The following is a 15635-nucleotide window of genomic DNA, read 5'->3' as shown; positions in this document are numbered from 1 at the left end:
CTCGTGGTCAGGGGCGAGCAGCTGCAGGCGGCGTTCTTCGACCGCCCGGTCCTCGATGTCGCTCCCGACCTGCTGGGCTGCCTCGTCACCTGCGCGGGAGTGACGATCCGGCTCACCGAGGTCGAGGCGTACGACGGTGCGAACGACCCGGGCTCGCACGCGTTCAGAGGACGCACGCCGCGCAACGCGAGCATGTTCGGACCACCGGGCACGCTCTACGTCTATTTCACGTACGGCATGCACCACTGTGCAAATGTCGGGTGCGGCCCGGAGGGCACGGCCCGCGCGGTGCTGATGCGCGCCGGCGAGGTCGTCGACGGCCTGGAGGTCGCCCGATCACGCCGGCCGCGCAGCACCGACCGAGACCTGGCGCGCGGGCCGGCGCGACTGGCTCAGGCACTCGACCTGACCCGTGAGCAGGACGGCGTCCGCGTCGTCGATCCCGGCGCCGAGGTGATGCTCCGCCATGGCACGTCGCCGAAGGCTGCAGATGTACGACGCGGTCCGCGGGTCGGCCTCAGCGGGCCTGGTGGTGACGGAGCGGCGTACCCCTGGCGGTTCTGGGTCGACGGCGAGGCGAGCGTCTCGTCGTACCGCCCGGCGAAACCGCGTCGTCGGCCGGCGGGCTGATACGGCAGGCTGGGACCACGAGCCCCGCGGCGTGCGAGGGCCAGGCGAAAGGAACGATCGACCGTGAGCGACCTCATCGACGAGCTGCAGTGGCGCGGCCTGGTGGCGCAGACCACCGACCTGGACGCCCTGCGTACCGCGCTCGACGACGGGCCCATCACGGTGTATTGCGGGTTCGACCCGACAGCCCCGTCGCTGCACTTCGGCAACCTGGTCCAGCTGATCCTCCTGCGGCACCTGCAGCGCGCAGGTCACCGGGTGATCTGTCTGGTCGGTGGCTCGACCGGGCTCATCGGTGATCCCCGCCCGAGCTCCGAGCGAGTGCTGAAGACCAAGGAGCAGACCGCCGAGTGGGTCGACAAGATCCAGCAGCAGGTCCGACCCTTCCTCGACCTCACGGGCGACAACCCGGCGACCGTGGTCAACAACTTGGACTGGACCGAGGGCATCACCGCACTGGACTTCCTGCGTGACATCGGCAAGCACTTCCGCGTCAACGGGATGATCAAGAAGGACGCCGTGGCGGCGCGCCTCAACAGCGAGCAGGGCATCAGCTACACCGAGTTCAGCTACCAGATCCTGCAGGGCCTGGACTACCTGCACCTGTTCCGCGAGTACGGCTGCACGCTGCAGACCGGGGCTGTCGACCAGTGGGGCAACATCCTCGCCGGCGCCGACCTGATCCGCAGCGCTGAGGGAGCACACGTCCACGTGCTCACGACGCCGCTGCTCACCGACGCCAACGGCACCAAGTACGGCAAGTCCGAGGGCAATGCAGTCTGGCTCGACCGTGACATGACCAGCCCGTACGCGTTCTACCAGTACTGGCTCAACATCGAGGACTCCGAGGTCGTCAAGATGCTGAAGGTCATGACCGACCTCGGCCCGGACCAGGTCGGCGAGCTGGAGAAGCAGGTCGAGGAGGAGCCGTTCAGGCGTGCGGCCCAGCGGGCTCTCGCGACCGCCGTGACCACGCTGGTGCACGGCGAGGTGGCCACCCGCGCTGTCGAGCAGGCGTCAGCGGCGTTGTTCGGTAAGGGCGACGTCGCCGGCCTGGACGAGCAGACCCTGCTCGACGCGACCGCTGAGCTCCCGGGCAGTGATGTCGCCCCCGGGACGACTCTGGTCGAGGCACTCGTGGTGACCGGGGTGGCGGAGAGCCGCAGCGCCGCCCGTCGACTCATCGGTGACGGCGGCGTCTCGGTCAACAACGTCAAGGTGACCGACCTCGAGGCGACGCTCGCGGACGCCGACTTCATCCATGGCCGCGTGGCGATCGTCAAGCGCGGTCGCAAGCACCTCGTGGCCGCGCGACGCGGGTCCTGAGGGTGCCGGCGGACGTGGCGCAGACCCGATTTGGCGTCTGCGCCACGTTCGTCTAATGTTTCCTCTGTCGCCGCGAGGAGGCACGGACAACCGGGAGACCGGGAGGCCGGTCCAGCGGATGACCACCTCATTTCATCTGAACGGGTTGGACGCGAGTCCATCGCCCAGGTAGAGTGGATCCCCGCCGCTGACGCAGACGCTCAGCAACACCTCGGAGCTCACACAGACCGAGTTGGTGAGACAGCGAAGCGGTGGTAAGTTAGAGAAGTTGCCCCAGAGCGGAGCGGCGAGAGCCGCGAAGCAAAGGTGTGCGGCTGTTTCTTGAGAACTCAACAGCGTGTCGAATGATTGATGCCAAATGTTTGTTTGGTTGATATTGATCAAGTTCAAGTCGTTTGATTTGAATCTCTTTCAATTTCGGCCAGGTTTTGATTTTCTACGGAGAGTTTGATCCTGGCTCAGGACGAACGCTGGCGGCGTGCTTAACACATGCAAGTCGAACGATGAAGCCCGAGCTTGCTTGGGTGGATTAGTGGCGAACGGGTGAGTAACACGTGAGTAACCTGCCTTTCACTCTGGGATAAGCCTGGGAAACTGGGTCTAATACTGGATATGACTGACTGTCGCATGGCGGTTGGTGGAAAGTTTTTCGGTGGAAGATGGACTCGCGGACTATCAGCTTGTTGGTGGGGTAGTGGCCTACCAAGGCTTTGACGGTTAGCCGGCCTGAGAGGGCGACCGGCCACACTGGGACTGAGACACGGCCCAGACTCCTACGGGAGGCAGCAGTGGGGAATATTGCACAATGGGCGAAAGCCTGATGCAGCGACGCCGCGTGCGGGATGACGGCCTTCGGGTTGTAAACCGCTTTCGCCAGGGACGAAGCGCAAGTGACGGTACCTGGAGAAGAAGCACCGGCTAACTACGTGCCAGCAGCCGCGGTAATACGTAGGGTGCGAGCGTTGTCCGGAATTATTGGGCGTAAAGAGCTTGTAGGCGGTTTGTCGCGTCTGCTGTGAAAGACCGGGGCTTAACTCCGGTTCTGCAGTGGGTACGGGCAGACTAGAGTGTGGTAGGGGAGACTGGAATTCCTGGTGTAGCGGTGAAATGCGCAGATATCAGGAGGAACACCGATGGCGAAGGCAGGTCTCTGGGCCACTACTGACGCTGAGAAGCGAAAGCATGGGGAGCGAACAGGATTAGATACCCTGGTAGTCCATGCCGTAAACGTTGGGAACTAGGTGTGGGCCTCATTCCACGAGGTCCGTGCCGTAGCTAACGCATTAAGTTCCCCGCCTGGGGAGTACGGCCGCAAGGCTAAAACTCAAAGGAATTGACGGGGGCCCGCACAAGCGGCGGAGCATGCGGATTAATTCGATGCAACGCGAAGAACCTTACCAAGGCTTGACATACACCGGAATCATGCAGAGATGTGTGAGTCTTCGGACTGGTGTACAGGTGGTGCATGGTTGTCGTCAGCTCGTGTCGTGAGATGTTGGGTTAAGTCCCGCAACGAGCGCAACCCTCGTTCCATGTTGCCAGCACGTAATGGTGGGGACTCATGGGAGACTGCCGGGGTCAACTCGGAGGAAGGTGGGGATGACGTCAAATCATCATGCCCCTTATGTCTTGGGCTTCACGCATGCTACAATGGCCGGTACAGAGGGTTGCGAGACCGTGAGGTGGAGCGAATCCCTTAAAACTGGTCTCAGTTCGGATTGGGGTCTGCAACTCGACCCCATGAAGTCGGAGTCGCTAGTAATCGCAGATCAGCAACGCTGCGGTGAATACGTTCCCGGGCCTTGTACACACCGCCCGTCAAGTCACGAAAGTCGGTAACACCCGAAGCCCACGGCCTAACCCTTGTGGAGGGAGTGGTCGAAGGTGGGACTGGCGATTGGGACTAAGTCGTAACAAGGTAGCCGTACCGGAAGGTGCGGCTGGATCACCTCCTTTCTAAGGAGCTGCTAAGCCCTTTCATCACCGAGTGTGTGGTGGGGGTGTGCTCATGGGTGGATCATCAATCATAGTGCCGTGTCTGATTGGGTGCTGATGCAAGTACAGCTTCCTGGTTTGTCCAGGGGTGAGGAAAGTGTTGGTGTCTGGTGGGGTGTGGTGTCGACACGTTGTTGGGTCCTGAGGGGACAGCCGGCTGCGGGTTCTTCGGAGCTTGTGGTGGTTGTTGCTTCTGTTGGGTGACGGGCCTGTCCGGCTTACATGCGGTTGTGTGTTGGTTGGTGGGTTTTCCGTGTGTTGTTTGAGAATTGCATAGTGGACGCGAGCATCTTTGTGGCCAAGTTTTTAAGGGCGTACGGTGGATGCCTTGGCACCAGGAACCGATGAAGGGCGTAGGAATCTGCGATAAGCCTCGGGGAGTCGATAACCAGACTGTGATCCGAGGGTACCCGAATGGGGAAACCCGGCAAGAGTCATTTCTTGTCACCCGCACCTGAATATATAGGGTGTGTGGAGGGAACGTGGGGAAGTGAAACATCTCAGTACCCACAGGAAGAGAAAACAACAGTGATTCCGTGAGTAGTGGCGAGCGAAAGCGGATGAGGCTAAACCTGTTTCGTGTGATACCTGTCAGGGGTTGCGGAATGGGGGTTGTGGGACCTTTTGGTCAGTGCTGACACGCTGACGGGGAGTAAGAAATCATGGGTGTAGGTGAAGCAGCTTGAATGCTGTGGCGTAGAGGGTGGAACCCCCGTAACCGAAACATTCATGACTCCTGAAGGGGATCCCAAGTAGCACGGGGCTCGAGGAATCCCGTGTGAATCTGGCAGGACCACCTGCTAAGCCTAAATATTCCCTGGTGACCGATAGCGGACTAGTACCGTGAGGGAAAGGTGAAAAGTACCCCGGGAGGGGAGTGAAATAGTACCTGAAACCGTGCGCCTACAATCCGTCAGAGCCCCCCTGGTTGGGGTGATGGCGTGCCTTTTGAAGAATGAGCCTGCGAGTTAGTGCTCAGTGGCGAGGTTAACCCGTGTGGGGAAGCCGTAGCGAAAGCGAGTCCGAATAGGGCGTTTGAGTCGCTGGGTCTAGACCCGAAGCGGAGTGATCTACCCATGGCCAGGTTGAAGCGCCGGTAAGACGGCGTGGAGGACCGAACCCACTTAGGTTGAAAACTGAGGGGATGAGCTGTGGGTAGGGGTGAAAGGCCAATCAAACTCCGTGATAGCTGGTTCTCCCCGAAATGCATTTAGGTGCAGCGTCACGTGTTTCTTACCGGAGGTAGAGCTACTGGATGGCTAATGGGCCTCACCAGGTTACTGACGTCAGCCAAACTCCGAATGCCGGTAAGTGAGAGCGTGGCAGTGAGACTGCGGGGGATAAGCTTCGTAGTCGAGAGGGAAACAGCCCAGATCACCAGCTAAGGTCCCTAAGCGTGTGCTAAGTGGAAAAGGATGTGGAGTTGCTGTGACAACCAGGAGGTTGGCTTAGAAGCAGCCACCCTTTAAAGAGTGCGTAATAGCTCACTGGTCAAGTGATTCCGCGCCGACAATGTAGCGGGGCTCAAGCACACCACCGAAGCTGTGGCAATGACACACTTCCCTAGGTTTTCCTCAGGGGTGTTGTTGGGTAGGGGAGCGTCGTGTGGCGAGTGAAGCGGCGGAGTGATCCAGTCGTGGATGCCACACGAGTGAGAATGCAGGCATGAGTAGCGAATCGAGAGTGAGAAACTCTCGCGCCGAATAACCAAGGGTTCCAGGGTCAAGCTAATCTGCCCTGGGTAAGTCGGGACCTAAGGCGAGGCCGACAGGCGTAGTCGATGGACATCCGGTTGATATTCCGGAACCGGCGAAGAACCGCCCATATCGAATCAAGGGATGCTAACCACCCGAACCCACGACGTTCCACACCTTCGGGTGTGGTGTTGCTGGGGGAGCGTGGGACCCGATCTTGTAGTAGGTAAGCAATGGAGTGACGCAGGAAGGTAGCCTCCGCGTGGCGATGGTTGTCCACGTCCAAGAGTGTAGGCCGGTCAGTAGGCAAATCCGCTGACCATATGGCTGAGACTTGATAGTGACCACGTAATGTGGGAAGCAGGGTGATCCTATGCTGCCGAGAAAAACTTCTAGCGAGGTTCGAGCCGCCCGTACCCCAAACCGACTCAGGTGGTTAGGTAGAGAATACCAAGGCGATCGAGTGAATCGTGGTTAAGGAATTCGGCAAAATGCCCCCGTAACTTCGGGAGAAGGGGGGCCCAATCCCTGAAGAGACTTGCTCTCTAGGGGTGAGGGCCGCAGAGACCAGGGAGAAGCGACTGTTTACTAAAAACACAGGTCCGTGCGAAGAAGCAATTCGATGTATACGGACTGACGCCTGCCCGGTGCTGGAACGTTAAGGGGACCGGTTAGTCACTTGTGGCGAAGCTGAGAACTTAAGCGCCAGTAAACGGCGGTGGTAACTATAACCATCCTAAGGTAGCGAAATTCCTTGTCGGGTAAGTTCCGACCTGCACGAATGGCGTAACGACTTCTCCACTGTCTCAACCACGAACTCGGCGAAATTGCACTACGAGTAAAGATGCTCGTTACGCGCAGCAGGACGGAAAGACCCCGGGACCTTTACTACAGCTTGGTATTGGTGTTCGGTGCGGCTTGTGTAGGATAGGTGGGAGACTGTGAAGCATTAGCGCCAGCTAGTGTGGAGTCATCGTTGAAATACCACTCTGGTCGTTCTGGGCTCCTAACTTCGGACCATGATCTGGTTCAGGGACAGTGCCTGGTGGGTAGTTTAACTGGGGCGGTTGCCTCCCAAAAGGTAACGGAGGCGCCCAAAGGTTCCCTCAGCCTGGTCGGCAATCAGGTTTCGAGTGTAAGTGCACAAGGGAGCTTGACTGTGAGACAGACATGTCGAGCAGGGACGAAAGTCGGGACTAGTGACCCGATGGTGGCTTGTGGAAGCGCCGTCGCTCAACGGATAAAAGGTACCCCGGGGATAACAGGCTGATCTTGCCCAAGAGCTCATATCGACGGCATGGTTTGGCACCTCGATGTCGGCTCGTCGCATCCTGGGGCTGGAGTAGGTCCCAAGGGTTGGGCTGTTCGCCCATTAAAGCGGTACGCGAGCTGGGTTTAGAACGTCGTGAGACAGTTCGGTCCCTATCCGCTGTGCGCGTAGGAAGCTTGAGAAGACCTGTCCCTAGTACGAGAGGACCGGGATGGACGAACCTCTGGTGTGTCAGTTGTTCTGCCAAGAGCACCGCTGATTAGCTACGTTCGGAAGTGATAACCGCTGAAAGCATCTAAGCGGGAAGCACGCTTCAAGATGAGGCTTCCATCAGGATTTCCTGGAGAGGCTCCCAGCTAGACGACTGGGTTGATAGGCCGGACGTGGAAGCACAGTAATGTGTGGAGCTGACCGGTACTAATAAGCCGATAACTTGATACCACAAAGAAGCTACGCGTCCACTATGCAACTCTGGAACAACACACCACCCAGAGACCACAACCCCACCACCCACCAGTGGGCAAGGGGAAGATGGTCTTGATGGTTTGACAGGTGAATACAGGCAACGTAACCCGTAGCCGAAGAGTTCCACAGGGTTACGGCGGTTATAGCGAAGTGGGAAACGCCCGGTCACATTCCGAACCCGGAAGCTAAGCCCTTCAGCGCCGATGGTACTGCACTGGGAACGGTGTGGGAGAGTAGGACACCGCCGGACAAACATTAGTCAAGGGAGGCCAGCACATCGTGCTGGCCTTTCTTGCGTTGTTGTGCGTCGGCGCGCGTACATCCATGATGAGTGCACCCGCCGATCCCGATGTGTCACCGCCCTGCCGCGGTGGCTGCCCGAGAGAAGAGAGCTGATCGTGGCTGAGGACGAGTCCCGAGACGAGCAGAACCGCGACGCCGGCCGCCCGGAGCGGCGTCCCCGGTCGGACCGGTGGTCTCGCCCTGAGCGTGGTGGCGGTGGTGCACGTCGCGATGACGGAGCGGGAGCTCGCGATGATCGGCGTGGCGGCTCGTTCGGGAGCGAACGTCGTACTGGCGGCATGTCGGGCGGCCGCGGCCAGGATCGCCGACGCGACGACGCCGATCGCGACCGTGGGGGTCGGTCTCGTGGCGGTTTCGGTGACGATCGTCGACGTGGGGAGCGTCCAGATCGCGGCGGTGAGCGTCGTGGGCGTGACGGACGAGGGGGAGGCGCTTCCCAGGGCCGCGGGCGTTCGGACTTCCGTGGCGACGACCGTCGGGGTGATGGCCGTGGCGTGCGCCGTGACGACCGGGGCAGAGGTGACGGCGGCCGAGCGGGAGCCGGGCGGAGTGACCGGGGCCGGGACGACAGTCGCGCCGGCCGCCGCGATGAGCCTCGTGCGTACAGGGGAGGGCAGGGACGCGATGCTGATATCCGTGGCCCGCGCGCCTGGAACCGGTCGCGGGCCGGTGCTCAGCCTGAGCCCGGTACGCGTCGACGCGAGCCGGAGATCCCTGAGGGTGTGACTGGCAAAGAGCTCGACCGTGCGGTGTGGCAGCAGCTGCGGACGTTGAGCAAGGAGAACGCTGAGGGCGTCGCTCAGCATCTCGCGACCGCGGCGATGCTCCTCGATGACGAGCCGGACCGTGCCCTGGACCACGCCCAGCATGCGGTGCGTCGTGCCGGGCGCGTGCCTGCAGCGCGGGAAGCGCTCGGGCTGGTCCTCTACCGCATGGGTGAGTTCGCCGAGGCGCTGCGGGAGTTCCGCACGGCCCGCCGGCTGTCGGGTTCCGACCACCTCCTCCCGTACATGGTCGACTGTGAGCGTGGACTCGGGCGGCCGGAGCGGGCGCTCGAGCTCGCTACGTCCGATGAGGCGAAGGGTCTTGCTGAGGCGGACAACATCGAGCTCGCCATCGTCGTCTCAGGCGTGCGTCGCGACCTCGGTCAGGCTGACGCCGCGGTGATGGGCCTGCGGATCCCCGCGCTCACGAAGGCGTCGACGCAGCCGTGGGCGGCCCGTCTCTTCTACGCCTACGCGGACGCGCTGCTGGCGACGGGCGACGAGGACGGTGCGCACGACTGGTTCAGCAAGGCGCTCGGAGCGGACACCATCGGCGAGACCGACGCATCGGATCGGCTTGCAGCGCTTGAAGGCCTGACGGTCGAAGATCTGCTCGAGGGCGAGGAGACCGCGGACGAGCCGACGTCCACATCCCGTGAGTCTGACAGTCGCCCTCCACAGGACTGATCGACGACCTCGCCAGGTCGCACGCTGAACCCCGACGCTGATGCCTCGAACCGACGAGAGGCATCTGATGGCCAAGAAGAGTGACGACACCGGCAACGTCCCGCCGGTCAACGAGGTACGCCTGGTGGGACGGGTGAGTGGCGAGCCCGCACGTCGTACTCTGCCGAGCCAGGACGAGCTGGTGACGTTCAGGCTGGTGGTGGCACGACCGCCGGCACCCCGGCGCTCCGGTGACGGTCGCTCGCCCACCGTCGACACGATCGACGTGGCGTGCTGGTCGGCGCGGACCCGTCGAAAGGCTGCCGCTCTGACGACCGGAGAAGTGATCGAGGTGTCCGGGGCACTTCGCCGTCGCTTCTGGCGTGCTGGCGTCGGCGCGGTCAGCCGGTGCGAGGTCGAGGCCGGACGCATCGATCGTGTGCGTGCATCAGATGTGTCTTCCTGACCCCGTGAGCGACCGGTACCGGTCGCCGCGACAATGGCACCTGTGTCTGCCTCCACTCTGCTGAGCCGTTTCGAGGGCCTGGTCTGCGATCTTGACGGTGTCGTGTACGCCGGTCCCACAGCCATTCCGCATGCCACTGCGGCCCTGGAGCAGGCGAAAGGGCAGGGCGTGCAGGTCGTGTACGCCACCAACAACGCCTCCCGGACGCCGCAGGACGTCGCTCAGCACCTGCAGGAGCTGGGGCTGTCGGTCGACGCCGGCGACGTCGTGACGAGTGCCACCGCCGGTGCCCAGCTGCTCGCCGACTCCCTGGACGGCGGTGCCCGCGTCCTGGCTGTGGGCGGCGACGGAGTGACTGAGGCTCTGCGTGCCGTCGGGCTCCGCCCGGTACGAGCCAGTGGAAGTGGTGACGTCGAGCGACCGGTCGCCGTGCTGCAGGGGTACGGCGCGGCAGTGACGGCGCAGGACCTCGCCGACGCCGCGTACGCCGTGCAGGACGGAGCGCGGTGGGTGGCCACCAACACCGACCGCACCTTGCCCACTCAGCGGGGTCGCGCGCCGGGCAACGGCACGCTCGTGGACGCCGTGCGTGCAGCGGTGGATCGAGACCCACAGGTGGTCGGTAAGCCAGGACCTGCGATGTACGAGCGCGCGGTCGCTGTGCTCAGGACGGTGCCGTCCAAGGTGCTCGGAATCGGCGACCGACTCGAGACTGACATCGCCGGAGCGCATGCCGCCGGGCTGCCTGCCCTCCTCGTCCTCACCGGCGTCCACGGCATGGTCGACCTCGTCCGGGCCGCTCCCGAGCAGCGCCCGGAGTACGTCGTGGCCGACCTGCGTGAGCTGCACAGCCCCTACGCCGCGTCGACCTCGGACGGCTCGTTGGCAGCACGGTGTGAGGGCAGCGCGGTTCGGTTGGTGGCCGATCGAGGCGCCGGGGCCGGCTGGTCACTTGAGCTCTCGGGCCACCCCAGCTCGGTCGTGACGCTGCGCGCGGCGCTGACGGTGCTCTGGCGCGCCATCGATGATGGTGAGATCGCGCGGGATGACGCAGTGACGCTCTGGCGCAGTAGCGTGGCCTGACACGCAGCGCCGCAGCGATGCGTCCTCGCACCGATGCCGACAGAGGAGATCCCATGAGTCTCGACAACGTCCGATCAGCACTGCAGCTGCTGTCCGGTGCCGGAGAGCTGACGCGGGCCAAGGCGATGGAGGCCGCGAGCACACTGCTGGCTGTGCCGCAGCAGATCCCAGGCGCGCGTGAGACGAGTGAGCGAGCCGGCCAGCTCGCCGGTCAGGTCACCTCGCTTGCAGACGAGCTCATCGCGGCTGCCGCGGCCAACCAGGAGAACATCCGGTCGTTGGTGCGTCACGAGATCGACGGCCGCCTGCAGAAGGTCGGACTCGTGTCGAGCCACGAGCTGGACGCTGCCCGCGCCGAGATCGACCGGCTGAAGGAGCAGATCGCTGGTCTGCGTCGAGACGTCGTCGGGGGTGCTGACGTCGGCACGGCCGAGCCTGAGCGCCGCCGTCCGTCACGCAAGGCGATCGCCGACCGCTCGTCCGGGGCAGACGTGTCCGCCCCGGCGCGCCCAGCACCACCCGCCAAGAAGGCGGTCAAGAAAGCTGCGGCGAAGAAGGCTCCATCGAAGAAGGCTCCGGCGAAGAAGTCACCGACGAAGGCTGCAAGCGCGGTAAGGGCGACGACTCCAGCGCCCGGCGACGCGGCTGCGACCACGAAGAAGGCCCCCGCCACGAAGGCAGCAGCACCCACCAAGAAGGCTCCCGCCACGAAGGCACCCGCGAAGGCTCCGGCGGCAAGCGCAGCTCCGGTGAAGAAGGCCACCCCGCCGAGGAAGGCGCCCGCAGCGAAGAAGACGGCCCCGGTGGACAAGGCCGCGGCAAAGGACGCCGCGTCCGCTGCGGCGACGAAGGGCACGCAGACGCCCGCGAAGAAGGTTCCGGCGGTGGATGCCATCCGGGATCCTGCGACCAACGGCACGGTCCCGTCGGCGAAGAAGGCGGCGCAACCGGTCAAGGCCGTGCCGCCGACCGCGGCCGGCACCCCCGAGGACGGGACGACACGCTGACATGAGCGAACAGGACTCCGGACGACCGTGGCCGACGGGTCAGCAGGACCCGTTGACCGATGCGGGCTCCGACGCCACTGAGGTACCTCACGGCGAGGACGAGACGGGTACGGACGAAGCGTCCGACCACGGTGCCCAGGCCACCGGGGAAGAGCTCCGCGCCGCGCTGCACCCGGACGATCGTGGGCGCCCTGACATCGACGTCGAGGGAACGGAAGTGCGCGCCGAACCCGACGTCGACCGTACGGAGCCGACCACGGTCGACCTGTCGGCGCAGCCGGTGCGCACAGGCAGGCCGGAGCACGGTCCGACCGGCGACACGGCCGTCGACGAAGCCCTCGAGCGGCTCGATGCGGCGGACGGCGGCCGAATGCAGGACCAGATCGACGAGCTGACCTCGGCTCACAAGGCCCTGCAGGGTCGCCTGTCAGACCTGCACGACTGATGGCCGACGATGGCTGACGGGGCAACGGCCCCGAAGCGTGAGCGTGCGGACGTCGCCCTGGTCTCGCGGGGGCTGGCCTGATCGCGGACGCAGGCGCAGGAGCTGATCCAGGCCGGCGCGGTGACGCTCGACGGTCACCCGCTGCGCAAGGCATCGGAGAAGGTCTCAGCCGACCAGCAGCTCATCATCGAGGTCGCTCCGGCCCCGTGGGTGGGGCGCGCGGCGTACAAGCTGCTCGGTGCTCTCGAGACGTTCGCAGGTCTGGCCGAGGCGATACCGGGTGCCCGGTGCATCGACGTGGGCGCGTCCACCGGTGGGTTCACGCAGGTCCTGCTGTCCCGGGACGCGTCGACCGTCCTCGCCCTGGACGTGGGCCACGACCAGCTCGTCGACGAGATCGCCCACGATCCACGCGTCACCGACCTCCCGGGGACCAATGTGCGCGACATCGATGTCGATGCGCTGGGCGGTCCTGCCGATGTCGTCGTGGCTGATCTGAGCTTCATCTCGCTTCCGCTGGTGATCGCAAGGCTCGCCGACCTCACCTCGACCGACGGGCATCTCATGGTCCTGGTCAAGCCACAGTTCGAGGTGGGCCGAGATGCACTGGCACGTACCGGAGTCGTCCAGTCGGCACAGCTGCGTGCGCGATCGGTGTCCGGAGTCGTCGACGCGGCACGGCGGCAAGGCCTGGTCCCGCACGGACTCGCGCCGAGTCCGGTCGCCGGTGGTACAGGCAACCGGGAGTACCTCCTGTGGCTCCGGCACAGCACGGCAGGCATGATGGCCGCAATGGACCTCAATGCTGCGCTGGAGCAGATCGCGCGAGGCGAGTCATGACCCGCCGCATCCTGCTGGTCGGGCACCCGCGCCGTCCCGAGGCGATCGAGGTCGCGGTCGCGCTCGTGCGCGGCCTCGCCGATCACGGCATCGATGTCGTCGGCGGGCACGAGGAGCTCGCGGCGTTCGGGCTCCTCGACCAACCCAACGTCGCGCTCGCCAGCGCTGAGAACCCTGCGGTCGGTACCGAGCTCGTCGTCGTCCTCGGCGGAGACGGCACGATCCTGCGCGGCGCCGAGACCGTCCGCGACACCGGCGTCCCGCTGCTGGGCATCAACCTGGGGCACGTCGGCTTCCTCGCCGAAGCAGAGCCCGAGGACGTGCACGCGACGGTCGCCGGAATCGCCGATCGCGCCTGGACCGTCGAGGAACGCCAGACCATCGAGGTCACGGCACGGGTCGACGGCACGATCGTCTGCGAGGGCTGGGCGCTCAACGAGGCGACGGTCGAGAAGGCTGCACGAGAGCGCATGCTCGAGCTCGTCGTCGAGATCGACGGCCGACCGCTCTCGACGTGGGGATGTGACGGCGTCGTGATGTCGACGCCGACCGGCTCCACTGCGTACGCCTTCTCCGCCGGCGGGCCGGTGATGTGGCCCGGCGTCGAGGCGTTGCTGCTCGTCCCGATCTCGGCGCATGCGTTGTTCGCCCGACCGATGGTGCTCGGTCCGCAGGCTCAGCTGGCCATCGAGCTGGTGCCGTCGTCCGCGGGTCGCGGAGTGCTGTGGTTCGACGGTCGACGATCGTTCGACCTGCCTGCGGGGGCGCGCATCGAGGCGCACCGCAGCGACCGCTCCGTGCACCTCGCCCGCCTCACCGACGCGCCGTTCACCGACCGTCTCGTCGCCAAGTTCGACCTCCCGGTCGACGGCTGGCGGGGCCGCGGGCGGCGCTGACGCACGCAACGTCACCGATCGTCACTACAGTGGCCGCCGTGCTACGCGAGATCAGGATCAGGGGGCTCGGCGTCATCGACGACGCGGTCCTGCAGCTCGCCGACGGCCTCAACGTCGTCACGGGCGAGACCGGTGCCGGCAAGACGATGGTGGTGTCCGGCCTCGGGCTGCTGCTCGGCGAACGCGCTGACGCAGGGCGGGTGCGCACGGGCGCCGACCAGGCCCTGGTCGAGGGCGTCGTCGAGGTGGCGGCAGACCATCCGGCGGTCGTGCGCGCCGTCGAGGCCGGGGCCGACGTCGACGACGCGCTGATCATGTCGCGGACGGTGTCGGCTTCTGGCCGTTCGCGCGCCCACGTGGGAGGACGATCGGCGCCCGTGGGCCTGCTCGGTGAGCTCGGCCACCACCTGGTCGCCGTGCACGGTCAGGCGGACCAGTGGCGCCTCCAGCAGCCCGAGCAGCACCGGCTGGTGCTGGACAGCTTCGCGGGGGAGCCGGTGGCGGTCGCCGCGAAGCAGTACCGCGAGCTGTACGACGCGCTCGAGAGCGCACGCGCTGAGCTCGCCGATCTCACGACAGCTCAGCGAGAGCGGCTGCTTCGGCTGGACTCGCTCACCGCCTCATTGGAGGAGATCGAGAAGGTCGACCCGCAGCCCGGTGAGGACACCGCGCTGGCGGCGGAGGCCGAGCGGCTGGCCAACGCGGACGCGCTGCGCGGTGGAGGTCGGACGGCTCACGTCGCCCTGATGGGCGATGAGGAAGACACCGACGACGCCGGCCCGTCCGTCGTCGATCTGGTGTCCCACGCCCGTGCTGGCCTCACGACCTTGACCGACCACGACCCGGCACTGGCCGAGCTCGACAGTCGCCTCCGTGAGCTCGGTGTGCTCGCGGCCGACCTCGGAGCCGACCTCGCGTCGTACACCGCCGACGTCGACGTCGAGCCCGGCAGGCTCGATGAGGTCAACGACCGGCGAGCAGCCATCACGGCGCTGCTGCGCAAGTACGGCGAGTCGGTCGATGAGGTCCTGGCCTGGAGCAAGGACGCGGCCAAGGAGGCAGCAGACCTCGCCGGCACCGATGACCGCATCAACATGCTGCAGGAGACCGTGGGCGATCTCGAGCCGCGGCTCGGGGCTGCCGCGGCGGCCCTGAGCGCCGCGCGCCAGGACGCAGCGCGCACCCTCGGCACGCGAGTCGGCGAAGAGCTCGCTCACCTGGCGATGGGATCGGCCCGCGTCGAGGTCGCGGTTCGGCAGCACGAGCACGACGACGGTCTGCTCCTCCCGGACGGCCGGCAGGTGCGTACGGCTGCTCACGGCGTCGACGACGTCGAGATCATGCTCGCCGCCAACAAGGGCGCACCGCCGCGAACGGTCGCCAAGGCCGCGAGCGGCGGCGAGCTCTCGCGCGTCATGCTCGCCCTGGAGGTGGTGACCGCCTCGGGCGACCTGCCGACCTTCGTGTTCGACGAGGTCGATGCCGGGGTGGGTGGTGCGGCCGCACTCGACGTCGGCGCCCGGCTCAAGGCCCTCGCCGAGCACGCCCAGGTCATCGTGGTGACCCACCTCGCCCAGGTCGCGGCGTACGCCGACCAGCACCTGGTCGTGCACAAGCAGGACGACGGGCAGGTGACCTCCAGCGGGGTGACCGTCGTCCGTGGCGCCGAGCGCGAGGCCGAGCTCGCCCGCATGCTCGGCGGTGTCAGCGACAGCAAGGCCGCTCGACGGCACGCACGCGAGCTGCTCAAGTCGACCCAGGGATGAGCGCGTCGTCCGAGCCCGA

General features: G+C 65.1%; 11 protein-coding genes, 3 rRNA genes and 1 pseudogene. All 15 read left to right on the top strand.

Features of this window, described 5'->3' with window-relative positions; translation table 11 throughout:
* Positions 1–3 precede the first annotated feature (3 nt).
* The 15 genes and pseudogenes from VV01_RS09665 to recN all read left to right on the top strand — a co-directional run bounded on the left by VV01_RS09665 (position 4) and on the right by recN (position 15616).
* Positions 4–630: a DNA-3-methyladenine glycosylase gene (locus VV01_RS09665; protein WP_050669700.1), complete on the top strand. Its 627-nt coding sequence runs from the start codon at positions 4–6 to the stop codon at positions 628–630.
* A 63-nt stretch (positions 631–693) separates the two neighbouring features.
* Complete coding sequence (tyrS, locus tag VV01_RS09660) at positions 694–1956, top strand: tyrosine--tRNA ligase (protein ID WP_050669699.1); 1263 nt, start codon at positions 694–696, stop codon at positions 1954–1956.
* 435 nt (positions 1957–2391) lie between these two features.
* A 16S ribosomal RNA gene (locus VV01_RS09655) occupies positions 2392–3912 on the top strand.
* Between the two features lie 335 nt (positions 3913–4247).
* Positions 4248–7356 (top strand): 23S ribosomal RNA (locus VV01_RS09650).
* A 156-nt stretch (positions 7357–7512) separates the two neighbouring features.
* A 5S ribosomal RNA gene (gene rrf / locus VV01_RS09645) occupies positions 7513–7630 on the top strand.
* Together the 16S, 23S and 5S rRNA genes form the textbook arrangement of a ribosomal RNA operon.
* A gap of 248 nt (positions 7631–7878) precedes the next feature.
* A complete protein-coding gene (locus VV01_RS23845) occupies positions 7879–8409 on the top strand; it encodes a hypothetical protein (protein ID WP_197275016.1) in 531 nt (176 codons plus the stop codon).
* Positions 8406–9134 carry a tetratricopeptide repeat protein gene (locus VV01_RS09635; protein ID WP_050669697.1) on the top strand — a complete coding sequence of 243 codons (729 nt, stop codon included), beginning with the start codon at positions 8406–8408 and terminating at the stop codon, positions 9132–9134. The genes VV01_RS23845 and VV01_RS09635 overlap by 4 nt, the downstream gene beginning before the upstream one ends.
* Positions 9135–9201: 67 nt before the next feature.
* Positions 9202–9579, top strand: a complete 378-nt coding sequence (locus VV01_RS09630; protein WP_050669696.1) for a single-stranded DNA-binding protein — start codon at positions 9202–9204, stop codon at positions 9577–9579.
* A gap of 42 nt (positions 9580–9621) precedes the next feature.
* Positions 9622–10662, top strand: coding sequence for an HAD-IIA family hydrolase (locus VV01_RS09625; RefSeq protein ID WP_231635201.1), 1041 nt, complete (start codon positions 9622–9624; stop codon positions 10660–10662).
* A 53-nt stretch (positions 10663–10715) separates the two neighbouring features.
* On the top strand, positions 10716–11669 hold the full coding sequence (locus VV01_RS23295) for a hypothetical protein (RefSeq protein ID WP_050669694.1): 954 nt from the start codon (positions 10716–10718) through the stop codon (positions 11667–11669).
* Between the two features lies 1 nt (position 11670).
* Positions 11671–12114 (top strand): hypothetical protein, encoded by a 444-nt coding sequence (locus VV01_RS09615; RefSeq protein WP_050669693.1) that lies wholly within the window; start codon positions 11671–11673, stop codon positions 12112–12114.
* Positions 12115–12207: 93 nt separating this feature from the next.
* A pseudogene (locus tag VV01_RS24605) lies at positions 12208–12282 on the top strand (S4 domain-containing protein); the annotation flags it as partial.
* 42 nt (positions 12283–12324) lie between these two features.
* Positions 12325–12954 (top strand): TlyA family RNA methyltransferase, encoded by a 630-nt coding sequence (locus tag VV01_RS09610; RefSeq protein ID WP_269431146.1) that lies wholly within the window; start codon positions 12325–12327, stop codon positions 12952–12954.
* Entirely contained in the window at positions 12951–13850 is a 900-nt protein-coding gene (locus VV01_RS09605) for an NAD kinase (protein ID WP_050669692.1), read from the top strand. The genes VV01_RS09610 and VV01_RS09605 overlap by 4 nt, the downstream gene beginning before the upstream one ends.
* Positions 13851–13888: 38 nt before the next feature.
* Entirely contained in the window at positions 13889–15616 is a 1728-nt protein-coding gene (recN, locus tag VV01_RS09600) for a DNA repair protein RecN (RefSeq protein WP_050671837.1), read from the top strand.
* Positions 15617–15635 lie beyond the last annotated feature (19 nt).

It is taken from the genome of Luteipulveratus halotolerans, from assembly GCF_001247745.1.
Taxonomy (GTDB): domain Bacteria; phylum Actinomycetota; class Actinomycetes; order Actinomycetales; family Dermatophilaceae; genus Luteipulveratus; species Luteipulveratus halotolerans.
This window is presented reverse-complemented; position numbering and strand designations above follow the sequence as displayed.

What these genes read in the sequence shown, in the direction of transcription:
- VV01_RS09630 (WP_050669696.1), top strand. Translation starts at nt 9,202, where the DNA reads ATGGCCAAGAAGAGTGACGACACCGGCAACGTCCCGCCGGTCAACGAG.
- VV01_RS23295 (WP_050669694.1), top strand. Translation starts at nt 10,716, where the DNA reads ATGAGTCTCGACAACGTCCGATCAGCACTGCAGCTGCTGTCCGGTGCC.
- VV01_RS09615 (WP_050669693.1), top strand. Translation starts at nt 11,671, where the DNA reads ATGAGCGAACAGGACTCCGGACGACCGTGGCCGACGGGTCAGCAGGAC.
- VV01_RS09605 (WP_050669692.1), top strand. Translation starts at nt 12,951, where the DNA reads ATGACCCGCCGCATCCTGCTGGTCGGGCACCCGCGCCGTCCCGAGGCG.